This window comes from Paenibacillus sp. FSL H3-0310, from assembly GCF_038002785.1.
In the GTDB taxonomy this organism is placed as follows: Bacteria; Bacillota; Bacilli; order Paenibacillales; family Paenibacillaceae; genus Paenibacillus_AQ; species Paenibacillus_AQ odorifer.
The window spans coordinates 2,762,587-2,788,382 of the sequence record NZ_JBBODC010000001.1; the positions used below are offsets into that span (position 1 = coordinate 2,762,587).

The following is a 25,796-nucleotide window of genomic DNA, read 5'->3' on the forward strand; positions in this document are numbered from 1 at the left end:
TCCTTGCTACAACTAGAATATGATACCGATAATCAAAGCTGATAAAACGCTTACAAGTGTGGCGCCAAATAACAGCTTTAATCCAAATCGTGCGACGATATTCCCTTGCTTTTCATTCAATCCCTTCACTGCACCCACAATGGTACCAATCGACCCAAAGTTAGCAAATGAGATTAGAAAAACGGAGACAATGGCTGTAGTACGGCCACTTAAACCTTCTTGAATCTTAACAAAGTCAAGCATAGCAACGAATTCATTCGCAACAAGCTTTGTCGCCATAATACTACCGGCCTCAACAGCTTCATGCCATGGCACACCGATAAGAAAGGCGATGGGTGCAAAGACGTAGCCTAAAACTCCTTGGAACGAGATTCCGAATATGCCACTGAAGACTCCGTTAATTAAAGCAATGATTCCCACAAAACCAACTAACATTACCCCAACTACTATGGCTACTTTAAAGCCATCCATAATATATTCGCCCAGCATTTCAAAAAACGTTTGTTTTTCTTCTACCTGAACTTCAACAATATCTTCTTCAGGTGTAACTTCATACGGATTAATGATGGATGAAATGATAAATCCGCCAAATAGGTTTAATATCAATGCAGCTACTACATACCGAGGTTCTAGCATCGTCATATAGGAACCAACGATTGACATGGATACCGTAGACATTGCAGACGCACATAATGTATACAAGCGATGTTTTGGCAATAGTCCAAGCTGGTTTTTCACCGAAATAAATACTTCATTTTGTCCGACAATTGCGGCTGCAACTGCATTATAAGATTCCAATTTACCCATGCCATTTATTTTACTTAGCACCAAACCAATATACTTTATAATGAATGGCAGTATTTTGTAATGTTGCAAAATCCCTATCAATGCTGACATAAAAACAATGGGCATCAAAACATAAAGGAAAAATGTATGCGCCCCTTCATTTGCAATGCCGCCAAACACAAAGTCAGTACCTTCATTGGCGTATCCAAGTAATTTTGCAAAACTATCAGCAAACCCTTTAATCAAAAATTCTCCAATGCTCGTTTTTAGGATAATTAATCCCAAACCTATCTGAATAGCAATCATTACAATGATTGGACGATATTTAATCTTTTTCTTATTGTTACTTCCTAGCCATGCCAGTAATAGAACAATAACCAGACCAGCAATAGAAATTAGATAATGCATTTTTAGCCCTCCAAATTATCGGTTAATTTTCTTGGAATCCTCATATCGAAATGCATCTTTCCACATTAACCCTTGTTCCAAAATAATCGCTAACAGGCTTCCGCATATTAATCCATTATTTAAAATGGCTATCACAATCGGAGATAAATGGGCCGTAGCTGATGCAGGAATAAACATTAAACCTACACCCACTAAAAGGGAAAGCCCACTGACAATAAATGTTCGCTCTTCATGAATAACCTTTTTCAATTCCTTTAGCGCTAGTCCGACCATCTTCACAAAAATGACGAAGGTAACAGAATAGCCTATGGGAGCTGGAATCGCAGATATGAAATTCATCATAGGCGGAAACAAGGATATTGAGATCACTAAGCTGCAGCCTATTAAAAATGATTTGCGCTCCCTCATCCCTGTTTGCTCAACATATCCCGCCGCTCCCGAAATAGGGACTGAGCCGACCGCTCCTAAACCACCACTAATAAGATGCGTAATTCCAGAAGTAAACCCGGCGCGCAAATAACGACGATGATCCCCTTGCTTTGGTTTCATAACGGTCTCCATCAAACGGATGGATGCCACTGCATTGGTTATTAATAATAGGGTTAGTAAAAATGCAGTAGTAATTGTCCCGGCATCGAATCGGGGTGTTCCAAATGGGAATATTTCCGGCAGCTTAAATAGAGTATCCGCACGAGAAACCGCCGGCATACTACCGCAGATTATAAATAATAGGCAGCCTATCACTATACTGAGAATTATTGAAAACTGGCTTAGTAATACAAAGCGGCTGTTGCCTAACCAAAAGGTAATGCAGACCACGATCACACTAAGGATGAATACTTTAACATCTAACATGGTGTGGGCTATGGTAATCCCCATCATCCCTTTCATAAAAGATCCACTTAATTGAAAGATCAATAAAAGTAAATAAATAAAGGTGATGGTTGGAGTAAAAAGACGAGCGATTTTATCCATTAGCTTAAATGCTGAAATTAGGATAAACAACACTCCGCTAACGATCATCGCTCCACTTAAAGCATGTAAAGCGCCGTTGTTAGAGGAATAGAGTCCCCCCACTAAACTCGCGTAAATGGTAAAAATGCTCCACCATAACCCTGCCGGACCTTCATGAATAGGGAATTTATGACCCATCAGGCCTTGTAAAAATCCAGCTATTGCTAAAGTAATCATGGTGCTCTGAATGAGTCCAGAAGTCTCTATGGGTGTTAAGTTATATAAATCTGCGATAGCAATGGGTGCAGCAATTGCACCAGCGATCATAAAAATCATCCACTGCAATCCTGACAGTATTACCTTCATTTCTTTCTCACTCTCTTTTCTAACAACACTGCACTCTTATCAATAAATCAGCCTTCAACGACTGTGTTAAGAGCTACTTCGACCATTTCATAAAAGGATTGTTCACTTTCTTTATGAGTTAGGTGCTCCTGTCTTAACAATTGACTGCCGACGGTCAAAATCGATAACGCTTTTACACCATATTTAGCGGCTAAAGTGTATAGGGCGGTACTTTCCATTTCTACAGCTAATACACCGAAATCCATGAACTTATGAAGCCGATCTAAATTTTCACGATAGAATTCATCAGAATTATAGATGTTACCAACAAACACCTTTGCATTTTTAGCTTGTGCTTGTTGATATGCTTTCATTAGCAATGAGAAATCTGCCGTTGGTGCAAAATTACAGCCATGAAAGATCTTTTCCGTCATATTACTGTCTGAAGATACTGCTTGGGCTAATATAATATCGCGGATATTGATATCTTCCTGCATCGCGCCACATGTACCAATGCGAATCAATTTCTTAACTTCATAATCGACGATCAATTCTGTTGCATAGATACTCATCGATGGATTTCCCATCCCTGTCCCCTGAACCGACACAGGCACACCCTTGTATAATCCAGTGTATCCATACATCCCTCTTACTTCGTTATAACAATAAGCCTCCTCTAAAAAGTGTTCTGCCACAAACTTTGCACGTAAAGGATCTCCTGGGAGCAAAACGAGCTCTGCTATTTCTCCCTTATTTGCACCTAAATGCCTACTCATAGTTCTTCCTCCAACTTTTAATAGTAAACTGAGGTTTACCGAAATCGCTTTCCACTTGCCTTCAAGTAAAATCAGTTTCGAAACTAGATTGAGCATAAGGTTTTTTAACATTACAAACTAGACCAAAAACTTACGGAGCTTACGGAAAATAATTGGTCAAATTATAAAAGCAGTTCTTTACGAATGTTGACTAAATCTCTTTTAGAGGGGATCGTGGAAATAATAACAACAGGCACTGTCGTTAATGCAACCGGGATATTACTAATGACAAGATCGATATTATTTTGCTGCATGATCTCGTCGGTCAGGCCTTTCATTATGGAAGTATTAAGGATCAACTGATCTCCAATTTCCTTCTTTATCAAGTCTGCTATGTAATGACGAATTGAAAATTCTTCCCCGATCACTAAAAAAGCCCTCTTACTTTTATAACGTAAACTCGAGCGGACAATTAAGGTTAGCTTTGTTAAATGAAAATGATTAAACAAAACGGAAGGGTAAGTTTTATTCCACGTTTGCATACAGGTTTGCAATTCTTGATAAATCTGCTGGCATTCCTTTTGAACATATGTTGTTAAATGACTTGTTGAAATCATCATCCATTCCGGAATGGCATTTTCGATTAATAGCTTGTCAAAGAACCCGTAAATCTCCAAAATAAACCGTTCTTGCATATCTAAGTTCGGGTATACCTTTGCTAATAACATTAGAAGCAGATTCCCCATTTGATATTCTTCTTTATCCTTGTGTAATTCGACTTCTTTCATCGGAGTGATCTCTGACCCTTCATAATAATGATATTGGCTGAGACTAACCATGGATTGCATAAAGAATATTTCACTGTTTGGAAATTCAACGGACAGCATATCCTCAAGACGTTTTGCAATAGTTTTCACTGGAAAATAAAACATCCCCTTTTCCCAAGGGTAAGCATTTTCGTCGATTTTCACACATTTTCCTTTAGCCACTCTTTCTATAACAATGGCCAACAAAAACGATAATCTCCTTTTGGAATTGATAAAATATACAATGTTATTCTCATTTTCTATATTTGTGATTAACTGATTAATATAAGCAAAATCAACATTCGCAAAGGGCCAGCCTGTAAACTCATACGCATCACAATATAACTTCCAATAAAAATATCGAATATTCATTTCATTCCCTTTGATCATGGGGGTAGAAAAACTAATGCGTAGCTTATAAGCTTTTAGATCATCATTATTTAATTGCACAATCAATTTCTTTAAAGACGAGGTACTCATAAACATGGCTTCGGAGAGCTCCTCCACAGACAGTCGACCCACATTCGTAAACAAAAAATCCATCAGCCGATAAAAGATGGTTTGTCTGAACATAGAAGAAATCACTTCACTAATCGTACTTCGCCCATCACGTTGAAGAACTATTCCCTTTCCTCTAGAAACCTCAATGGTTACAGTAGATGGTAATTGCTTGCTGATTTCCTCCACCATCTTCCGGATGGTCTTATCAGAGATCCCTAAACTTTTTTCGATTTCCGCTAAGGTAAACCATCTATGTTCTGTATCAAGCAGCGTTAATAGTTGACTAGCTAAATTAAATCCCTTATCCATTTTTCTACACCCACTTCAATTTCGTTTTAATTTTTATAGTATAAACAAATTCGCAACCATAACCCTATTATTTTTCAATAAAAAACCCGGGTTTTATTTACCCGAGTTTCAAATCACATTATATTTGTGTTTTTTCTTCAATAGGGCTAATTGCTTTCAACTGCATCGTTATGACGGCTGCAATAACGGCTTTGATGATGTCTCCCGGAAGAAAGGCTAATGCTCCGACAAGACCAGCCCAGATCGAAGTATTGGTTATCAATGCCATGACAGGGGCACCAATCAGACTCACTAGTAATACACCGAAGATTATGTTGATAGCTACCAGCTTCCAAGTTCGAACCTTCGGCCAGATTTTTTCGGAATACCAGCCAATAAGGCCGGCCGAGATTGGAAAACTAAATATGTATCCTGCAGAAGGTCCAACTAACACCGCGATTCCGCCGCGACCGCCAGTCAGTACAGGCAGCCCAATGGCTACTAGTATGATGAAAATAATGAGACTGAGGGCGCCCATCCGTTTCCCCAGAAAACATCCAGCCAACATGACGCCAAGCGTCTGGGCAGTGATCGGAACGGGGATGAAGCCGAGGGGGATGGGCGGTATCATCCCCAACACCGCGATAAGTGCTGCGAATAATGCAGCATAAATTAGTTCTTTTGTCTTCAAAAAAATGACCTCCATTGGATATCAATGATTGTATTCTGGTTAGTAAATACGTCCAGTAAGCTGAATTATAATGGAGTTATTCTTTATTGTAAACCATGAATTAATATATGGTTTACAATAGAATAAAATACCATGCTTGAGTTTTTCCTATTGTTATATAGAATTAGAGTATTCAGTCGCAATCGTTGGATGTTAATCTATTCAATGGGTTTTGGTCGGAGAGTTATACTTTTGGAGGTTTAAGTTCATGACAGTAAAAGAACATATTCTTGCCTTGCTCGACAGTAATAAGGGTGAATATTTTTCCGGCGAGGAAATAGCCGTTCAGTTATCCGTGACGCGCAGCGCGGTCTGGAAAGCCATAAAATCTTTACAGACAGACGGTTATTCCATACAAGCTGTAACCAATAAAGGATATTCCATGTCACCACAAACGGATATCTTATCAGCCAGTGCAATTTCAAAGTACCTGGATACTCAGGGGCAAAAGTTACGTGTTGAAGTCTTTAAGACCATATCTTCCACGAATGAAGCCGTAAAAAACCTTGCCTCAAATGGAGAAGCTGAAGGTAAAGTGATTCTTTCGGAAGAACAAACAGCTGGTCGCGGGCGAATGGGCCGGAAATTTTTTTCTCCACCTGGAACGGGTATCTATATGAGCATCCTGCTGCGTCCCAAGCTGTCCGCAACAGACTCAGCTTTATTGACCACTTGCGCCGCAGTAGCTGTAGCCCTTTCTATCGAGAGCGTATCCGGTAAAGAAACGCAGATTAAATGGGTAAATGACGTTTTTATGGAAGGTAAAAAAGTATGCGGGATCCTTACCGAAGCATCCGTGTCATTGGAAAACGGCTGGCTTGATTATGCTGTCCTCGGCATCGGTATCAATGTAGTCCTCCCTTCCGAAGGCTTTCCCAATGATCTTACCGAGATTGCAACAACTGTAATTTCAGAAAACAATCCTTATGGTGATCTGCGCAACCGTCTCGTTGCAGAAGTACTAAACCATTTCATGAGATATTATGAACATTTAACGGACAGATTGTTTCTTTCCGAATACAAAAAAAGGTTAATTTCACTTGGCGAACCTGTGACCGTGATAAAGGATAATGAACAACGTAAAGCAACAGCCATTGATATCGATGACGATTGCCATCTGAAAGTCAGATATGAGAATGGTGACGAAGAGTATCTTTCAAGTGGAGAAGTTAGCATTAAAATTTAACTGGAGCTTCGCCTCCAAAGCAGCTAGTGCTGCCTCATGGCAGGCTGCTTCATCATACGAGCCAAAAAAACCTTGCTGATCCAAGGTTTTTTTAGATGAACTAAAAATTTCAACTTAAAGCTTAGAATTTTACTGTACTAAAGTATCTAAATCAGGCTGCAATTTGTTCCGCAGAACATACAGCATGATGGCACCCACAAGGAACGCAACAGCATCTGAAATGACGAGCGACCAGACTACTCCGTGGAAACCGTTCATTCGATTAGCGATATACAATACTGGAATCAGAGTAACACCTTGAATAATTGACATAATAAAGGCGGCGGTTCCTTGTGCTGTCGCTTGGAAGATCCCCGTAAACAACGCGGTCGTTCCTGAAATGAACAGGGATAAGAACGTTACATGAAGAATATAGCTGCCCAGTTCAATTAATTGCGGGTCATTCGTAAATAAACCGATTAAGTGGTCGGAAATCAGATATACAATAATGCCGAACACGGCTGCTAATGCCACAGTCACTTTGATTGTGAATGTAATGGTATGCTTCATGCGTAATTTATTGGCTGTAAAAGAGAAGGCAATCAGCGGCACGACTCCCTCACATAAGCCCATCAGAATAACCTCTGGAAATTGTAATAATCGTGATGAAATTCCGAAGGCCGCAATGGCCTGCTCCCCATATTCGACCAGAAAACGGTTAAAGATAAGTGACATTGCACCCATGAAGAGACTCATAACAAAAACGGGTACTCCAATTTTAAATACATTGCTGAGAATGTCTTTGGAAGCTTTGAACCATTTTACAGAGATGGTTAAGAATTGGCTCTTATATCCCATGTGGAAGGCGTAGAATGCACTTGCAACCAAGTTAGAAATGACTGTAGCAGATGCAACCCCGATCACGTCCCAATGGAAGACGAAAATGACTAGCGCATCGAGAATAATATTCACAACAACACTGAGAAGCATGCCGATCATCGAAGTCATCGCTGCCCCCTCCGAGCGCACGATATTCTCCAGCGTGAAGAATAGAACGACGAAAGGTGAACCAATAAGCATAATCGTGACATAGTCCTTCGTGAACCCGAAGGAGTCAGGCGTCGCTCCCAAGCCATGAACGATTGAATCGATCAACGGGATGCCGGCAGCCATCAAAATAAGACCGAGAGCTAAACTGCTGTAAAAGGCGAATGAAGACACATGCTTTACATCATCATATTTTTTCTCTCCCAGCAAACGGGAGATGAATGCACTGCTACCGATACCAATCAAGTTACCTAGCGCCATAATGGCGGCGAATAACGGTAAAGTTAGTGCGAGTGCGGTTAACATCGCAGTATTGCCCAGTGTACCAAGGAAATAGGCATTCAAAATGGAGTATATGACACTCATCGACATGCCTAGCATCATCGGTACTGCGAAGTGAGCTACGGCTTTTGCGACAGGTGCTTTTTCAAAGTAATGGAGGTTTTCTGCATCCATAAGGTTCACCACTATCTTTCTTTATTTTGTTTTTTGAAATTACTTAGAATTCTAACTATCGGTCCAATATGATCCGTGACGCAGCAACAAGCAAACCTGTACCCTAACGACGAGTTTTCAGATTTGGCGTACGAAATTTGACTATTCTTCAGTTTCACATTACGCTGCCTTTGCCGTTCATCTTTCTCTGGTGGAAAGGCAGCGCCTCAGCTACTGTTTGCTAAAAGACTTTAATTACTTATCGTCTGGGCCATGTGACTTGTCAGGTGACGAATTACTGTCATCGCTGGAAGGCCAGCCGAATCCGCGCATGTCACCACGCCCTTCTCCGCCAAATCCAGGGAACCTTCCGCTAAAGCGTTCGTCCCTAGAATTTCCCCACATTCTGTGCATTTGTCCGCGCATAGCCATCATTTTTTCAAATTCCTCTGTTCCCATACGCGCCTTGGCAGCTTCCATCCACATAGCCATCAAATCACGTTCTCCGTCCGATCCAAGTTCTTCCTCCAAAGCTGTAATGACGCGAGTTAGGTAATCCCCGAAAGCTATCTGTTCTTCTGGCGATAAGCGAGAAAATATGTTGCCGCTGTCTATCTCTTGTTTCTCTTCCTCTTGTCCTTTTTGCGTTAGGTAAATCAACATGATACGTTTGTCTGTTTCTGAGGGTTTACGGGTGATGTATTCTGCTTTCTCCAGTTTACCAAGCAATTCATTGAGGGATGATACACGGATGTCCAACATATAGGATAAGTCTTTGGTGCTGATACCGTCTTTCATCCGAAGAAACGCTAATATCCTCCCTTGCCCACGTGATGCGTCGGCCATAGGACCAACCGCGGCATGAGACTTCAAGTGTTGCCTTTGCAACAGCCATTGCAGTTTCGCGAGTTTTTCGTACAATTCAGTATTCATGTCCATAATGAATCCTCCATTAAGTTTTTACGGTACCTGTTTAACTTTATAACGGTACCTTTTGATTTGTATTATAACGGTACCTGTTAGATATGTCAAAATGTTTTTTACAGGTACCGTTAATATGTTGTTTGACTGTTTATGGACGTGGCTTATAAGCTTGCAAACAAATACAAAAACCGCGCATTGCGCGGGTTATTTTAAAATTATATTGTGATCAGTTTTCATTTTTTATATCTGCAAGCAATCCTTCAAACCACTTCAGAGCGGTTTGCTCGCCTATTCGATGTGCCTTGATATTCTACTTATCACCGGCAAGTGTAAGCCACTTGCGGTTATGATGTTCCTGTACTTCAACGGGGGTATCGAAGAAATCACTCAAAACATCTGACTGCAAGCAGTTTACTGTCTCGTCACCTTTGTAGATTTCACCGTTCTTTACCAGCAGCGTGTGCGTGAAGCATGGTGTTATCTCCTCGATATGATGGGTTACATACAGCAAGGTTGGTCCACCAGGTTGCTTTGTTATCTTCTCGATCATCTGCAGCAGCTGTTCACGTGCAAAAATATCTAGTCCCGTGCACGGCTCATCAAGGATTAGTAGATCTGGATTGGCCATTAGTGCGCGTGCAATGAGGACTTTCTGACGCTGTCCTTGCGACAAGGTATCATATGTACGACCAGCCAAAGAAGAGCAGTCTAGAAACTCCATTAACTCCTCGGCTTGCTTTTGATCCTCTTCATTCGTCTTATCATACAGACCAATCGTCGCGAATTTTCCGCTTAGGACGATGTTCAGGGCAGTCTGATGGCCGTACAGCTTCTGCTGCAAGGAGGTGCTTACCCAACCGATTCGTTTGCGTAGCTCTCTCAAATCCACATCGCCAAAGCGATGGTCCAGCACTTCGACTTGTCCTGTTGTCGGCCAGATATAGCCGTTCACGACGTTTAGCATCGTCGTTTTTCCTGATCCATTCAGACCGACGATACACCAGTGTTGTCCCTGCTTCACTTCCCAATTCATATCGCGTAAGATCATTGTCGTATCACGTTGCCATGATACATTTTTGAGTGATATAATCATGCCCAATTTTCCCTCCTTAAACATGCTTCAATGAGTTCAATATTATCATGGTAAAGTCCTTCCCGTAAAAAAACATAAACGCAAGATTTTCTCGCCAGCGGTTCTACGGACAATTAATCTTTGATTCTCTGTTTGTTTCGGTATACTGTCGGAGGGATCCCGTTAAGCTGTTTAAAAATCTTACTGAAATGATATTCTTCGTAGTACCCGCATAATTTGGCGATTTCCTTAACTGGATAATCGGTAAAAACCAGATAACGACAAGCTTGCTGGTTCTGTAAGTGCATATGGTATTCCTTTGGCCCCATCCCCGTAAATTTCAGGAACATCTTCCGCAAGTAAGATGGCGAAATGCCGTATTTCTCCGCCAATTTCTCAATCCGGTGATGATCCTTATAGTCGTTCTCGAGAGTTTTCTTGATCTGTTCGAAGGCGGCGAAAGCTCCAGACTCCATCAGATTCCAGTCCGGTTGTACAGTCTGGTGCAGCATATGCAGTAGGATCTGCATTTTAGCCCGGGATACAGCTATGCCATCGGTTAGTCCGGGCAGCCAGTCCTGGTGAATCCCCCAGACCAGCTGGCTAATTTCCTCAGCTTGCTGTTGGTTATATTGGCTTAAGAAGGGAAGTCTCAGTTTTACGATTGGCTTGACTTCCTTCCATACCGCATCATAACCAAGCTCTGCACAATCGAAGAGCAACATCGTTATGCGAAGTGGAGCATCCATCTGCGAGCGCATGGACAGTTTAAGGCCTGGTTTTAAATAGATTAGCATTCCAGCCTCTACTTTGTGCTCAACATTGGTCAGGAAAACCCCTTTACCTTCATGAATCCAGTACAAGCTGTGCACATTTACCATGTTACGGATGTCCTCCCAGCCGGGATAGGTAGCTTTGTCGAGTACAAAATGGATATGCACTGTGAGGTCATTCAGCTTGTAATCATTTTCTTCCAATTAATAATCCCCTCCTGCTGCTAAAAGAGCGATTTAAACAAGACGGTAACGTTTTTTTCTATTCAATGCTTAAACTCCAAATGTTACTATCCATATTATCAAGATGTCTGAAATTCACAATACATTACAGGAAATAAAGGAGGAACACACTTGTTAAGGACTTTTAGCGAGTATCAAATTCGGAGAACTGCGCTGTTGGATGGGCCTTGGGATTTCATGAAGGATCCGTTAAATACGGGTGTTCAAAAAAAATGGTTTGAGCGATTTCCACATTCTTGGCAGTCTCTTTATGTGCCCTCGTGCTGGAATAATGAACTGGGAATGTACGATTATGAAGGTGTCGGTTGGTATCGTAAAAAAATACAGACTGTGAATTCGCAGCATGTCAGACTCATCTTTCATGCCGTGCTGGGCCATGCCGACGTCTATTTGGACGGGCAGCACCTTGGGTATCACTATGGAGGATTTACACCTTTTGAATTTATTGTTCCTTCCTTAGGGGCAGGAGAACATGAGATTATCGTCCGGACGGACAGCACCTTGGACCGACTTACGATTCCTACGGAGCAGGTGGATTGGTTTCATTATGGGGGAATCATACGGTCGGTGGAGCTGCAATATTTGCCTGAACTTTACATCGAACAACTGAAGATTGATTATGAACTGCATGGACCAGATGCCGATGTCACTGTTCAGGTGAGGCTCCATTCCTTCTTTAAGGAGCAGCACACTACAAAGATCACATTCTCCGAAAGCGGACATGAATTGCACTCGGAAGAAGTACAGATTGAAACTGGCCAGACCCTCAGTCATACGTTCAAGTTGCTTATGCCTGAAGTACGTTTGTGGAACGTAGGTCTTCCAGAACTGTATACCTTTCAACTGCGGACAGAGGAAGACGACAAGATTGAACGGATCGGTTTTCGCTATATTGAAACAAAGGATCATCGGATTCTAATTAACGGTTCACCCGTTTATCTTAAGGGGGTGAATAGACATGAAGAGCATCCTGAGTGGGGTTTCGCCTTCCCTCCGAAGCTGATGCACAAGGAGCTCAGTATCATTTTGGAGTTAGGTTGCAATTCCGTCCGGGGTTCTCATTATCCCCAAAGCCCATATTGGCTTGATCTACTCGATGAGCAAGGGATTGTATACTGGAGCGAAATTCCGATATGGGGAGCCTTTCTGCCGAACGAAACAGTAAGTGAGCCGCTCTTCCAGGAGCGTGCACTGACTATGATTGAAGAAATGATCAGCTTGCATATGCATCACCCAAGTGTGATCTTTTGGTCCGTTCATAATGAGATTGATACCCGGACGCAAGAAGCATATGCTTTCACACAAGCTCTAGTCGGATTGGTGAAGAAACTCGACAGTACTAGGCTTGTCACCTACGCTACGATGCATCCACTCGAAGATATTCTACTTCCTTTATTCGATGTTATCGGTATTAATAAATATTTTGGTTGGTACGAAGGCGATACAGCCAGCTTTAAAGACATGCTGGAACAGTTCCATGTGCGTGCGGAGCAGATGGGAGCCGGTGACAAGGTAGTGCTCATGACCGAATTCGGTGGTGCTGGACTATTTGGGGATGTGGGCTGGGAGCAGAGATTGTTCAGCGAGGATTATCAGGCAGATATTGTAACTGAAGCACTGGCGATCTTCAAAAATGATTCGAAAATTGGCGGGACTTACATCTGGCAGTTTGCAGACATCCGCGGCGATCTGAAGAGCAGCAGCAAGAACTTTCGCGACCGTGCCCGCGGCTTCAACAACAAGGGTCTGGTTAATGAATACCGCAAACCTAAACAATCCTTCCGTGAAGTGCGCCGTATCTATCAATCTTGGACAGATTAATATCCACATTGACTAAGAAGCCCATCGTCAACATGGGTTTTTTTAGTGTCTGCATTCTTAGTTCCTTACAGCTGGTGTCGGACGCGATATTTATATAGTTAAGCTGGGCGTATTAAGTCGGTTCTATTCTTCGCGTACTCGGGTAGCAGTAAGTTGATTGTCTATTTTCGGCATTCGATACAAGTGCTTGTCCTCTTACACTGCAGATAGATAAAGGAGTTTTAATCTAGAGTGATCAGTATGGTATGAATAATACTTGTTAATTTCCCATGGTCCGTTGCCGTTTTTACCATTGTACGTAGTCCTAACCAGGCATTCATTAAATAATGGGAAATAGCCTCGGGCTCCAGTGAATTTCTAAGTTCACCTCTTTGCTGGCCAGTCTGAACGAGGTCATATAACAACTTCTCCGTTTTTGAATAGCTATTCTCAACAAAGGATGCAACCTCCGGATCCAGTACTCCCAACTCCACACCCGAATTAACTATGAAACATCCTTGAGGTTCTCCTTCGCTCCTCATCGAAGATTCTAGAAATTGTCGAATGATCTCCTTTACGGGTTCTTGTTTCTCAACCAAGAATCTCATTTTTTTGTTTTGAGTAGATTCGTACCGTTGGAGTGCCGTCAAATATAAGGCGTGCTTATCACCAAATGTATCATAGATACTTCTTCTGTGAATTCCCATACAGTCTACCAAATCTTGCATTGAAGTTTTCTCGTAACCTTGCATCCAAAATAGTTGTATCGCTTTATCTAGTACTTCATTAATTTCAAATTCTTTGCTTCTTGCCATTGTAATCACCTCAAGCAATCATTATACATTTAAGTAAACGATCCGCAAACTAATATATAAAACGTAAATAAAATCAAGCAAGATGCTTGATTTTATTCATAACATGATAACTTAACTGATGCTTACCGAAGAATTCTTACTTTGTCTGCTTATAAACAATCCAGAGTCCAATCTTTTTCCAGCGTATGCAAAAAAGTTGTACCCCACGTTTAAGAATAGGGAAGCCAGTTCTTTTTGCTCCAGTTTCTTCAACGATCGTTTTAGTGACTAATATCTAATTCGATTTAAAACTCAGATATAATTGGATAGATTGGATCTCTCAGATTGAAATCATAGTTCTGGTCAACAATCCCTATCATATCATTGCTATCATAAAGCTCTACCATGAAACTCGCCATTTGTTTGGCAGTGTGGTATTTAGGCATGTTTGCTTTGTAATCAAATTCTTCAGCATCTATAGATTTCTTTACAAATTCCGTTTCAGTTATTGCTGGTGCTAAAACCTTTGCTTTTAATTTCGCGCCTTTAAGCTCTAGTTCCTTTGCAAGCCCTTCGGTGAAGGCACTAACATAATATTTAGATGCAGAATAAGCAACGCTCCCAACAGCAATGGCATATCCGAGTGCGGATGATACGTTAATTAACTGAGTTCCTTCTACATCAGCATAATCTCGCACAAATAGTGTTGAAAGGATCGTCAAGGATTCGATGTTAACACGTAACATAATTTCAACTTTATCTAAATTCTGTTCTACCACAAAAGAAGCTTCACCAAGTCCTGCATTATTAATCCAGGTTTCTATTTGGTATTCCTTCAAAGTGTTATACAGTGTGTAAGCCTGCTCTGTAACAGACAGATCACTTGAACGAACAATAACATCTACATTAGGATCAATATTCTGAATTGTTGATTTAAGTTCTTCTAATTTATCTAATCTTCTAGCTACCAAAATTAAATTTTTACCGCGTGCAGCAAACGCTAATGCTGTTTCATACCCAATTCCTGAGCTTGCTCCTGTAATCACTGTATATTTCATATTATTCTCTCCCTTTTAAGTTTTTTGATCATTTAACAACATTTCAATAGAGTTTTGTTCACGATTAAACTTGTATCTCATTCATCCCTCCCTTAATAAATTTCTTCAAAATATTCAAGAACGATCATTCTAGTTAAGGTAAAAAAACTACACTATTAACTCTAATTTGCATCAGTATATCAATTCTAGAATGATCAGTAAAGAATTTTTTGACAACAATTGAGCCCCCTCCTTAAAATCTGATAATAACTTTCCCTTTAGGATGACCTTCAGCAACAAAATTCAGTGCTTCGTTAATATCTTCTATATGGAATTCTGTAGGGTCCACTGCTGGTACAATCCCATTATCTTCAATAATCTTCGTAATTTTCTTTAATTGTTCGCCATCACTGCGAACAAAAATGAAATGATATTGAATCTTCTTTTTCTTCGCTTTATGATCATACTTAGCCCCGGCGATGGTGAAGAGCTTTTGTTTCCAGCCAGAGAAGCCCAAATCTTCTGCAAAACGTTTGTTAGGACCGGTCCGCAGAGAAAGAAGGCGGCCTCCTGCTTTAATAATTGAAAGCTCATGATCAAATTCGCTTGGTCCCAAGGTATCTATCACATAATCAACATCACTAAGCTGTTCCCAATAGTTCGTAGTCGTATAATCAATATATTGGTCTGCACCAGCGGCCATTGTCCGTTCACGTGCTTCTGGATTTCCACTGATGATGACCTTGAGCCCCATGCTTTTGGCGATAGGAATGGCCATTTGGCCAAACGAACCAGACCCTCCAGGGATAAACACGCTTTCGCCAGCTTTAGCATTTAATTCTTCATTTAACCCTTGATAGGCTGTCAATCCTGTTAATGGCGCAGCAGCACCAGTCACAAAATTCAGATTGGTGGGTAGGTACCCGATGGCATCTGCATTAATTGCCGCGTATTCCGCAAAGGCACCGATTTTTTGTAGTGGCAGACGTGAATAAATTGCATCGCCAACTTTGAAACCTTGCACCTTCTTACCCACTTTTTCAATAACACCCGTCAGCTCGTTACCAAGTACCAAAGGGAATTCATAATCCTGAATCAGCTTTACGCTTCCGGTACTAATGAGCAATTCCAAATGATTAACTGCTGCTGCTTTCACCTGGACCAAGACTTCGTTATCACTTATTTCTGGGATTGGAATATCGTTCACTTTTACTATGAACTTTTTTGAATATTTGGTGATCTGTGCTGCTTTCATGATAAATGACCTCCTATGCGTTAAAAAAGTAACATTTATTTATTTTTGTAACTTACACAACAAGCATAAAACTATAAGTTACAAAAGTCAACAATTGTTACTGGATATTTCATATGTTAAAATACTCGCAAGTGTATAAACGACAAAAAGGAATTTATTGAAGAAAGAAGGGTTGACAGTCGGTGGCTAAAATCACTCAAGAGCTTGTTATTGAAACAGCTGAGGCATTAATTAAACGCACGGAAAAATCCGAAGTGACACTCTCACAAATTGCGGATGAATTAAGTATCACCCATGCAGCGCTCTATAAGCACTTTAAAAATAAGCAAGAGCTCTGGGCAGCCGTATCTAAGAGCTGGTTCAACCGGATGATTTCAGAACAAATTAAATTAGATATGACTAATTTAACTAAACCGCAAGAATTGCTTCACGATTGGCTATGGGCATTTGTTAACGCAAAAAAACGCGCTTATAACGAGAATCCCAAGATGTTTGCCTTGAATACTCAATACGTGGATAGCAATCCACTGGTATTACGCGATGTTCTCTGGGATTCCTACCAAATCATTGACGGCCTCATGGACTATCACGATCCCCACTTGGAACGGGCTGAGGCGATTCTCTCTGCGTTTGCAGTATTTAGCCTCCCATCCTTCAAAGAATCCTGGAATTTACCTGACTACCAAGACAGGTTTGAACGCATCTGGAGTTTAATTAATAAGGGTCTTTGAATTCAAATCCCTTAGTTTTAAAAAAATTATTCTTCAATCATAAACATGGTCCAGAAGCTTCTGTCTTCTGAAGTACTGTAGTTGTTCTCCCACTTTTGTCCGGTTCCGCCAATTTTCGTAAACTCGGAGTAAAATTATCATTGCGAAGTCCTGCTTCGGTGGAATACGCGGAACTCCTCACTGAGCATGCCAACATGTGCGGGTTACGGACGACTCTGGAACCTGTGGCTGGTGCTAGATATGCGCCGCACGGCGTAATCCTTTATTGGTTCTTCTAACTCTCCTAAAGATGATTTGCTAAAAAAATGTAAAGCCGGTTATTCAGGCTCATCCTGAAACCGGCTTTTTATTTGAAACAAATTAAAGGTATAAATTTTTTGACGAGTCTGTAAATACAGTCCCAGCTCAGGATCCTAATCATAAAAAGGGCCCCTACAGTTCCCTTTAGCTCTAAAAAGTTTAGCTTTTTTTCTCGGCTTCTATTCCGCAAGCTTGTAAGTCCAAGCAACTCTAAGAGACCAACCACCTCCTATTCTCGATACTCATCCCCGACTGCCTGCGCTCGGTTCTACCGCTGTTGAATTATGATTACCCGTTGCATTAATATTCCTTGCATACAGGTTATCCTTTGTTTGATTAGCTGAGTACTTACCAAAGGTGTTGGAAGTCTCAATGACTCCCCATCAATCCCTGCCTCGGTTGGAGATACACTCCACCATCTCCAGTGATAAGCAACTTCATTGAATGCAAAAGGCATTTATACTTCCAATCATCACGTTGAAAAACATTTGATTCCTCCACAACTCGTGTTCAATTTTATCGTTCCTTATTTTCACATTTATCCTTAAACTTGCACGAATGACGACGCCTCAAATTTACATACCTATTTTATGCGAAAAGCTGCAATTTCCGTGTTTTTGTGGGCATGCTAATGTTTGTTCAAATTCAACAATAAAGGAGACTGTTTATGACAGGGATTCTAGGCGGTAACCCCAAAGAAGAACCGATGCATTATGGAGAGATTTTTACGGTTTGGCAAGCCTCAATGGTAGCAAAGGGAGCACTCTCTTGTTACAGAGCTTATATGTATCACGCTGGTGACAATGACCTAAAAAAAATATTAGGAGCTTTAATTGATCAAGCGGAGCTTGAAATCAGTGAGTGTGATACACTGCTCTCAGAGCAAGGTATTGCATCTGCACCAGTAATGCCAAATCGGCCCGATGCCAAGCTTGAAGATATTCCTGTAGGGGCACGTTTCACAGATCCTGAAATTGCTGCCAAACTTGCAGCTGATAATGCTGTTGGACTTGTGGCATGTAGTCAGGCAATGGGACAATCGATCAGAGAAGATATAGGGGCTTTGTTTGCTAAATATCACCTTACCAAAGCAGCCATCGGCCTTAAAATTCTACATTTGACTAAGAAAAAGGGCTGGTTGATTCCTCCACCTCTTCTTGTCAAAAGACCTGAATCCGTTAAGGCGTAATCCTACTCACTCTTCAGCTTCTTATAAAAGAAGGCCTGCAATCACTCGCGGGCCTTCTTTTGCTTGTCCTACTACGACCTTTATTGGAATATGTTATCTATATAAAGGAGGAGGACAACATTAACGTATTTATAGGTTATATGATTCTAGGATTATCCCTCTCGGCACCTCTCGGACCCATTAATGCAGCACAGCTGGACAAGGGACTCCGCGGAGGATTTATGCCTGCCTGGATAGTTGGTTTAGGGGCGGTTAGTGCCGATATCATCTATATGCTGCTTGTTTATTTTGGCCTCATTCATCTGCTGGATGCTCCGTTTGTTAAAGTGTTTTTATGGTTGTTCGGATTCTTTGTCCTCGTCTATTCAGGTGTAAACAGCATTAAAAATACAAGAGAAATTTCAGGGATTGAGATGAGGGGAAACGATGTCTCACTGTCCAAATCTTATCTTTCGGGATTTCTGATGTCCTTGTTTAATCCCCTCTCCATCCTTTTTTGGCTGGGTATATACGGCTCAATATTAGCTAAGGTGGTTAGCGAGTATCCAATGCAGCAGTTATTGATCTACAGTGGAGCGATCGTCCTCGGGATTTTACTCTGGGATGTAGTCATGGCTGCCGCCTCCAGCCTCTTTCGTAAATTTCTAACTGTTCGGGTATTGAAGGCGATCTCCGTTCTGTCAGGTCTGTCGCTGATTGGCTTTGGTTTTTATTTTGGTGTACAGGCTGCCCGACTTCTCTTTTTTCATTAAACCTTGTTTTTTCGCATCCTGATGCCCTTAATCCGAAATTCAGGACCGCCCGGTAAAGAATGATATTCATTGGACTGTTCGTCCGTACTGTGATCCTTAACAGAACCGCCATTCTTGTTATGGTTATGTTGAACAATCCAATCACTCAACGCAATCAGTGAAACAATTAACAGACTGATGTAGAGGCCTGGACGACTGAGCGCGTGAAATAGCGTACCTGCTACAGCAGTAGCGATCAGCACTAAGCCCAGCCAGCGTTTCACCCCATTTAGAAGACTGGGCTTAAGCAGCTTGCGGGAGGAGAGCAATATAAAGGACCAGTTATAGAGGATCATCAGTCCGGCAGCAGTTGTAATGTATTCGTATACTTTTCCTGGCAACCACAATGACATCATAATGGCACCCCCTAAACCTCCAGCTATTAAACAAAGGGCAAAAAACGGATATTTATCCTTCCATTTCTTCGAAAAAACCTTGGGTGCATCCCCTTCCTGTGAAAGAGTGATCATCATCGAGGTAATGGCATAAAGCGAAGCTGTCATCGTGGAGAACCCAGCTATGATCAACACTCCGTTAAACAAATGCGGTACAAAGGTCAGATGGTCGCTGCTGAGCGCGAGCACAAAAGGACTTTCTTTTGGATTAAAAGCACTAAGCGGCACCATGATTACTGCAAGCCCGATTGATAGAACATACACCGTAGCCAGTCCCAGCAACATCACCTTTCCTGCTTTTGGAGCTTCCTCAGGTTTCTTTAGCCTGTAGGACATAATTCCCAGCACCTCAATGCCACCATAGGCATAAAAAGCAAAAATAAAGGCAGTCCACAACCCGATACCTCCAGATGGAAACAACGCTTTAAACCCAAGTGGAACTTTCGGTGAGAACTTAGAACCTCCGATCCAACCCGTCAGAAGTACGGCAGCAATAACAAGGAACATTAGTATAGCCGCCACTTTAATGATGGCCAGTATATTTTCAACCCTGTCAAAGCCCTTATTGCCAAAAAACACAATCAACAGGCTCACAACAGCGTAACCGGCAGCAAACACCCACATCGGTACGGCCGGGAACCAAAATCGTGAGAATATGGACAATGCTGTGAGCTGACTTCCCATAATCAACAGTTCCGAAAACCAATATACCCAGCCGCTCCCGAACCCTGCCCAATTTCCAAATGCTTTTTTTGCATAGGATCGGAATGAACCCTGCTCCGGATCTTCCGCTGTCATCTGAGCCAGTGCATCAAATACGACATATGTTCCAATAGCAGCTAAAATGTAGGCTAGCAGCACTGCTGGCCCTCCCATAGAAATTGCTAGACCTGAACCCAAAAAGTACCCTGTTCCTATAGTGCCAGCAATGCCTAACAAGCTTAGTTGCCACCATTTCAGTTTATCTTCTTCTTCAGTTTTACTGGAAGGTTGCTTCATGAATTCTGTCCTCATCCTGATTAGAATTTGAGATGTCTCTCATCTCTAGAATTCCCTTCAGGCGTGCCCGTTATTTACAGGAATCATAATAAATAAGCTTCCCGACCAGAAAGGCTGACAGGCTTATAGTTATTCATACCGGGCGCTGTTCTTTTAAGAATAGCTAGGATACCCAAACGTGCTTCTACAATCATTCATCTCACTCCTAAATACTCCAAACCGTATCCAGCAGCTCGTCCACTGCTTGAATTCTGTTCACAGAGGGTGTTTGTATTAAATTCCCTCTGACCATAACCATAGCTACATTCGACAAAGCTTTTATGTTCTCCAATGGGTTTTGCTCCATCATGATTAAATCCGCATATTTGCCAACTTCTATTGTCCCTGTCTGGTGATCGATTCCCAAAATCTCTGCATTTGATTTGGTTACTAGTTCAATAACCTGACTTGCGTTCAGCTTTGTTTGTCGCATGAAATGATCAAGCTCACGCCAAAGATCATAGTGGGTTACATAGGACATAGCGGCATCCGTGCCCACACCAATTTTGATATCATGTTCTATAGCCTGCTGTAGCCCTTTTAACATAGAGCCATACACAAGCCGGGCATTTTCCTTAACGGTTGTATTCAACTTTGTCAGGCTCGGGTCTAATTTCGCACTGGGATAAGCTGCTTGTAAAGTAGGGATCACAGCGGTGTAGCCCTTTAAGGCTCTGGGATTATTTTTGTACAGCCTGATCATTTCCTCATCCATCTCCGCGCCGTGTTCAATAGTATCCACCCCACCCTTTAACGCAACTCTTACACCTTCGGTACTTTCTGCATGTGCCGCCACACGCATCCCAATTTTATGAGCTTCCTCGCAAATCGCAGCCACCTCTTCTTCCGTCATTTGCAAGCGGCCTGCTTCTCCGACCCTTTTGGCATCGGTAACCCCGCCAGTTACACATATTTTGATTAGGTCCACTCCGTTTTTTACATTGATTCTTACATTTCTTCTCCCTTCCCATGGTGAATCACCGACCAAAGCCAAATAAGGTGCACCGTGGCCATTCGTTACGCTCAGGAAATACCCGGATACCAAAAGATTAGGTCCAATAAATTGATTTGCCTTAATCTCATCCCTCAAAAGAACATCAGTATAAAAAAATTCACCTATGCTACGCATCGTTGTTACTCCGGAATGCAGTGCGGTTAGGGCATTGTTTTTCATCCGTTTCTTCAATACGTTTCTGCCCAGTCTCGTATCCCAAATATGATGAAACGCAAAATTCAGCAGCCCTTCACTGGCAGATAGCGTAAATGGCTTCCCATCGGCAAAAAGATGAACATGCGCGTTGATGAGACCGGGCATCACATATTTCCCCGAACAATCGATCGTTTGGTAATGGTTCGGAACAGTTACAGCGCTTGCTTTCCCGATCTCTTGAATCAACCCGTTTTCCTGAATCAAAATAGTCATATGGGTATCTGTTCCTTTTATTGCATCTCCATATATAACATTGCAGTCCTTAAACGCATAACCTATCTTCATCGTAGCTTCCCCCGTTTCATGATTACACCTTTCAATAGTGAATTCATTATTCAATATTGGATTAAAAAAATAGGGACCCTCGTAGATGCTTAATGTGCATATCCACTTAGTTGTCCCTCATTGCAGCGTTGTGCGCCAGTTCCACCCCACACCTAAATTCGGCGCATTGACGTTATTCGTTTAAGCTTTTTAGTCCATGCAGCCAGTATAAGCTTAATGCCTCAAAAATCCGTTTCCGGCTATCGGCGCTCATCTCGTGCTTTAATAAATCCAGAATCATATTGATGACATTGTTCGCGATGATCTTCAGCAGAATCATATTTTCTTCGGTTCCGATTTCGTATCTTTTATAATGATCCTTAATATAGGGCCTTTTAGTTTCGATCATCAGATCGATCAGCTCGTTTTTGGCATTGCTATATACGGTCCCTTTATTCTTTTCAAAAATAATAACAATCTGCCTGCTGTACTGAGTTAATATAGTTATTTGCTCTTGAACGATAGCTGATTTTTTCTCATTATTAACATCATCAAAAAAAGTCTGGTTATCGATGCGAATATTTTCCACTAACACATTCTTCAAATAGTCCACTAAAGACGGCGGAACAACCGAATAGAACAACTCTTTTTTATTTTTAAAATAAGTATAAATATTTCCAACAGAAATTTGAATTTCATCGGCAATATCATTCATTTTGGCATCAGAGAAGCCTTTTTGGAAAAATACCTTTAAAGCGGCGGATTCAATTTCCTGTTTCACTTCATCTTTTTTAGACTGCATATTGCCCCTCACCTTTAATAATGAATTGATAATTCACTATTAAAAATAATTCAAAAGATTGAATTTGTCAAACCACATTCGTGATTCAGCCATTACAATATCTCGATATAGCCTTCTGTTCCATGCACACGAATTCGTTGCCCGTCTTTTATCAATTTGGTAGCATTCTCCACTCCGACAACTGCTGGCAAGCCATATTCACGCGCAATAACTGCCCCATGGGTCATTAGTCCACCAACTTCAGTAACTAGGCCTTTTACAGATACAAACAATGGAGTCCAGCTAGGGTCAGTAAATAAGGTAACTAATATATCTCCGTTTTCTAGATCAGCATCCTCCATGTTTAAGATGACACGCGCACGTCCCTCTATAACACCGGCAGAAACCGCTAAACCTACAATAGCTTCAGTTGGGAGGTTTTCTCGTTTATACTTACCCGCAATGATTTCACCTTCAGACGTAATAACACGTGGTGGAGTTAGTTTTTCAAATAATTTGTACTCTTCTTTGCGTTTGCTGATGATCTGGTAATCCAATTTATTTGTGCTTACAACTTCGCATAGTTCTCCAAAAGTGAGATAGTATATATCTTCTTTTTCAGGAATAACTCCCGCTTGTATTAGTTGTTCAGCTTCTTTCAGTAAAGCTTGTTTATAAACGAAGTAGCGATTAACCATACCGTATTTGGGGTATTCCCTATACCCGCTGAAATTCCGGATGAGATCAATCATTCGTTTTGTTTCATTCGCTTTTTGTTCACCATCGGGTAATTGCTTCAATCGATCTAATAGCTCTTGTTCTTTTTTCAAAGCTTCCTGTCGACCTTGCTCAAATTTCCGATGGCCAGCATTAGGTTTAAAGTTTTTGATATTACTGAGAATCATGGGGACAAGTGTAGTTGGTTTTTCGCTCCAACGAGTTCTTGTAAGATCGATTTCTCCGGTACATCGCATTCCGTATTTACTGAGATAGTCATAGAAAGCGTCTTGGGTTTCCTGCCCACCCTCAAAACTAACCAGTTCATTTAAGAAATTATCATCTTTAACCTGCTGTAAATAATCAATGACTTCCGGATATGGCCGAATCACATCAGCGAGATTGAGTAGCGCCAGACCCATTTCTGAAGTAATATTGCCCTGTACAGATTGAGAAAGCGTATCCGCTGCGTTTTTTTCACCTAACCACTCATTTATTTTTTCATTGATCCATGCTGAGGCATCCATAGCCGCCATAATCACACGCATACTTTGTGGGTTGAATAGAATCTTCTTTAATTGCTGCATATCTTCCAGAATAAAATCAAACAACTCCGCCCCTGATTTGGTTTGAATGATTTGTTGCAACTCTTCTATCGAGGCTTGGTTGCTCTTAATGAGGTCAGAAACGATTGTCGGATCATTTTCGAGTTCTACTTGAGAATCACTAGGTGGCAGGCTTGTATTGCTCTTACTCGGAGTAGAAGCCTTTTCATTATCTGCCGAAAATTTTATAAAATCTTCTCGCTCTACGATGGTTATGAGTGCGTCTTTTATGAGGGGATCAGATTTACCTAAGGCTTCTATGATCATTTCTCTGCTGCCAGGTGAAGCAAGACTTGATGTGACATCAACAAACAATCTTCCGCCAGCTGTACGCATAGGTGCAGGAGTCGTTAACAGGTAAAAAGCCAATCCCAGCGGTTTCATGGGATCTGTCATCATTTGTTGATGACCAACAGATACATAAACGTGGTTTTCTTGATCATTCGCTTCAGGGATGGGGAATAAAGTCGTGATCGGCCGACTCTGGACGATATAAAATGTATCCTCGGCCAAACACCATTCGATATCTTGTGGGCAACCAAAATAAGCTTCAATCTGTCTGCCTATCCTTGCTAATTGTAAAATTTGTTGTTCAGTAAGTGTTTGAGTCTCTTGCTGATCGAGTTCGATCTGCCGGGTCTCTGTTCCGCCTTCTTTTAGTCCGTAAATAGCCAATTTTTTGGTTGCTATTCTCTTATCGACAATTTTCTCTTGCTGTACTTTATAACCATCGGCAGATACCAAGCCAGAGACCAGAGCTTCGCCAAGTCCAAAACTGGCATCGATGGATAGCAGTTTTCGGTTAGAAGTAATCGGATCAGCGGTAAATAAAATCCCTGAAGCCTGTGGAAAAACCATCCTTTGAACGATAACGGATAAATAAACTTGACTGTGGCCAAATCCATTTTGCATACGGTAGATTACGGCACGATCCGTAAATAGAGAAGCCCAACATTTGCTGATATGCTGAAGGATTGCTTCTATGCCGATGATATTTAAATAGGTATCTTGTTGACCTGCAAAAGAGGCATGTGGTAAATCTTCAGCGGTGGCACTAGAACGCACTGCATAAGCATGTTCATCACCCAGCTGGGTGAGATAGTGAGAAACTGCCTTCACAACATCGGGAGGAATTTCTGCTTCCATAATGATTTGCCGAATCTTCCTACTGATTTCACCGATTTGATCTCGATCTTCTACTTTTAGCATAGTTAGTTGATCCAACAAAGCATGATACGTTTGGTTCTGTTCGAGGGCTTGGTGATATCCTACTGTTGTAATACAGAATCCTTCTGGTACTTGTATTCCTTCTATTTGTGATAGTTTCCCTAAATTTAACCCTTTTCCGCCAACGAGCAAAAGCTGTGTATTGTCCACTTCCTGAAAACCGAGAACTAAAGAACGCATTTATTATCGCTCCTAACTATTAAATTGAGAAAAAAATTGACAAGAATTTAACGGCATGATAAACTAAATATATAAGATGCAATTATTATGCATAAATATAGAATTTCAGTCGTGAGTTGATTATATCATCGTGTCTTTTCATATGCAATATATAAGAATCTGATGAGATAAATCAGGTTCTTTTTTTGATTTCAGCTATCATTAGTGTTAAAACAAATAAACCGTAGCCCCTCAAGTGGCCTACGGTTTA

21 protein-coding genes are annotated in these 25,796 nt (G+C 41.3%); 5 read left to right on the forward strand and 16 right to left on the reverse strand.

The genetic code is table 11. The features are described 5' to 3' along the window. Positions 1–12: 12 nt before the first annotated feature. The 5 genes from MHH63_RS12505 to MHH63_RS12525 all read right to left on the reverse strand — a co-directional run bounded on the left by MHH63_RS12505 (position 13) and on the right by MHH63_RS12525 (position 5,534). Positions 13–1,194 carry a NupC/NupG family nucleoside CNT transporter gene (locus tag MHH63_RS12505; protein ID WP_036677141.1) on the reverse strand — a complete coding sequence of 394 codons (1,182 nt, stop codon included), beginning with the start codon at positions 1,192–1,194 and terminating at the stop codon, positions 13–15. 15 nt (positions 1,195–1,209) lie between these two features. After that, complete coding sequence (locus MHH63_RS12510; RefSeq protein ID WP_341171608.1) at positions 1,210–2,514, reverse strand: purine/pyrimidine permease; 1,305 nt, start codon at positions 2,512–2,514, stop codon at positions 1,210–1,212. 47 nt (positions 2,515–2,561) lie between these two features. Further along, positions 2,562–3,269, reverse strand: a complete 708-nt coding sequence (deoD, locus tag MHH63_RS12515) for a purine-nucleoside phosphorylase (protein WP_076130497.1) — start codon at positions 3,267–3,269, stop codon at positions 2,562–2,564. 161 nt (positions 3,270–3,430) lie between these two features. Next, positions 3,431–4,864 carry a helix-turn-helix domain-containing protein gene (locus tag MHH63_RS12520; RefSeq protein ID WP_341144351.1) on the reverse strand — a complete coding sequence of 478 codons (1,434 nt, stop codon included), beginning with the start codon at positions 4,862–4,864 and terminating at the stop codon, positions 3,431–3,433. Between the two features lie 118 nt (positions 4,865–4,982). Continuing rightward, positions 4,983–5,534 (reverse strand): biotin transporter BioY, encoded by a 552-nt coding sequence (locus MHH63_RS12525; RefSeq protein ID WP_339281033.1) that lies wholly within the window; start codon positions 5,532–5,534, stop codon positions 4,983–4,985. A 247-nt stretch (positions 5,535–5,781) separates the two neighbouring features. On the opposite strand from MHH63_RS12525, the gene MHH63_RS12530 reads away from it, so the two are divergent. Further along, complete coding sequence (locus tag MHH63_RS12530; RefSeq protein ID WP_076190305.1) at positions 5,782–6,759, forward strand: biotin--[acetyl-CoA-carboxylase] ligase; 978 nt, start codon at positions 5,782–5,784, stop codon at positions 6,757–6,759. Positions 6,760–6,888: 129 nt separating this feature from the next. On the opposite strand, the gene MHH63_RS12535 is transcribed toward MHH63_RS12530, so the two are convergent. From MHH63_RS12535 to MHH63_RS12550, 4 genes are all read right to left on the reverse strand, one after another. After that, entirely contained in the window at positions 6,889–8,241 is a 1,353-nt protein-coding gene (locus MHH63_RS12535) for an MATE family efflux transporter (RefSeq protein ID WP_076302116.1), read from the reverse strand. A gap of 234 nt (positions 8,242–8,475) precedes the next feature. Beyond that, on the reverse strand, positions 8,476–9,159 hold the full coding sequence (locus MHH63_RS12540; protein ID WP_076130492.1) for a MarR family winged helix-turn-helix transcriptional regulator: 684 nt from the start codon (positions 9,157–9,159) through the stop codon (positions 8,476–8,478). Positions 9,160–9,454: 295 nt separating this feature from the next. Further along, complete coding sequence (locus MHH63_RS12545) at positions 9,455–10,237, reverse strand: ABC transporter ATP-binding protein (RefSeq protein WP_076130491.1); 783 nt, start codon at positions 10,235–10,237, stop codon at positions 9,455–9,457. Between the two features lie 113 nt (positions 10,238–10,350). Further along, on the reverse strand, positions 10,351–11,193 hold the full coding sequence (locus tag MHH63_RS12550) for a helix-turn-helix transcriptional regulator (RefSeq protein WP_076184951.1): 843 nt from the start codon (positions 11,191–11,193) through the stop codon (positions 10,351–10,353). Between the two features lie 150 nt (positions 11,194–11,343). Between MHH63_RS12550 and MHH63_RS12555 the strand changes: the two genes are divergently transcribed. Then, positions 11,344–13,053, forward strand: coding sequence for a glycoside hydrolase family 2 protein (locus MHH63_RS12555; RefSeq protein WP_076302115.1), 1,710 nt, complete (start codon positions 11,344–11,346; stop codon positions 13,051–13,053). A 221-nt stretch (positions 13,054–13,274) separates the two neighbouring features. Here the strand turns inward: MHH63_RS12555 and MHH63_RS12560 are convergent, their stop codons facing one another. From MHH63_RS12560 to MHH63_RS12570, 3 genes are all read right to left on the reverse strand, one after another. After that, the gene (locus tag MHH63_RS12560; RefSeq protein ID WP_076302114.1) at positions 13,275–13,847 is read right to left on the reverse strand and encodes a TetR/AcrR family transcriptional regulator; all 573 of its coding nucleotides are present in this window, start codon (positions 13,845–13,847) and stop codon (positions 13,275–13,277) included. Between the two features lie 284 nt (positions 13,848–14,131). Then, entirely contained in the window at positions 14,132–14,884 is a 753-nt protein-coding gene (locus MHH63_RS12565) for an SDR family NAD(P)-dependent oxidoreductase (RefSeq protein ID WP_339281032.1), read from the reverse strand. 232 nt (positions 14,885–15,116) lie between these two features. After that, the gene (locus MHH63_RS12570) at positions 15,117–16,118 is read right to left on the reverse strand and encodes an NADP-dependent oxidoreductase (protein ID WP_248548311.1); all 1,002 of its coding nucleotides are present in this window, start codon (positions 16,116–16,118) and stop codon (positions 15,117–15,119) included. A gap of 182 nt (positions 16,119–16,300) precedes the next feature. Between MHH63_RS12570 and MHH63_RS12575 the strand changes: the two genes are divergently transcribed. The 3 genes from MHH63_RS12575 to MHH63_RS12585 all read left to right on the forward strand — a co-directional run bounded on the left by MHH63_RS12575 (position 16,301) and on the right by MHH63_RS12585 (position 19,090). Beyond that, positions 16,301–16,849 (forward strand): TetR/AcrR family transcriptional regulator, encoded by a 549-nt coding sequence (locus MHH63_RS12575; RefSeq protein WP_076184956.1) that lies wholly within the window; start codon positions 16,301–16,303, stop codon positions 16,847–16,849. A gap of 967 nt (positions 16,850–17,816) precedes the next feature. Beyond that, the gene (locus MHH63_RS12580) at positions 17,817–18,338 is read left to right on the forward strand and encodes a DUF3231 family protein (protein WP_036677170.1); all 522 of its coding nucleotides are present in this window, start codon (positions 17,817–17,819) and stop codon (positions 18,336–18,338) included. A 119-nt stretch (positions 18,339–18,457) separates the two neighbouring features. After that, positions 18,458–19,090, forward strand: a complete 633-nt coding sequence (locus MHH63_RS12585; protein WP_076303795.1) for a LysE family transporter — start codon at positions 18,458–18,460, stop codon at positions 19,088–19,090. On the opposite strand, the gene MHH63_RS12590 is transcribed toward MHH63_RS12585, so the two are convergent. The 4 genes from MHH63_RS12590 to ppsA all read right to left on the reverse strand — a co-directional run bounded on the left by MHH63_RS12590 (position 19,087) and on the right by ppsA (position 25,546). Then, complete coding sequence (locus MHH63_RS12590; protein WP_076303705.1) at positions 19,087–20,523, reverse strand: amino acid permease; 1,437 nt, start codon at positions 20,521–20,523, stop codon at positions 19,087–19,089. The two genes, MHH63_RS12585 and MHH63_RS12590, sit on opposite strands and share 4 nt — an antisense overlap. A gap of 205 nt (positions 20,524–20,728) precedes the next feature. Next, positions 20,729–22,057: a metal-dependent hydrolase family protein gene (locus MHH63_RS12595; RefSeq protein WP_341171609.1), complete on the reverse strand. Its 1,329-nt coding sequence runs from the start codon at positions 22,055–22,057 to the stop codon at positions 20,729–20,731. A gap of 172 nt (positions 22,058–22,229) precedes the next feature. Then, a complete protein-coding gene (locus MHH63_RS12600) occupies positions 22,230–22,838 on the reverse strand; it encodes a TetR/AcrR family transcriptional regulator (RefSeq protein ID WP_076133162.1) in 609 nt (202 codons plus the stop codon). A 92-nt stretch (positions 22,839–22,930) separates the two neighbouring features. Continuing rightward, positions 22,931–25,546, reverse strand: a complete 2,616-nt coding sequence (gene ppsA / locus MHH63_RS12605; protein ID WP_341171610.1) for a phosphoenolpyruvate synthase — start codon at positions 25,544–25,546, stop codon at positions 22,931–22,933. Positions 25,547–25,796: the final 250 nt, after the last annotated feature.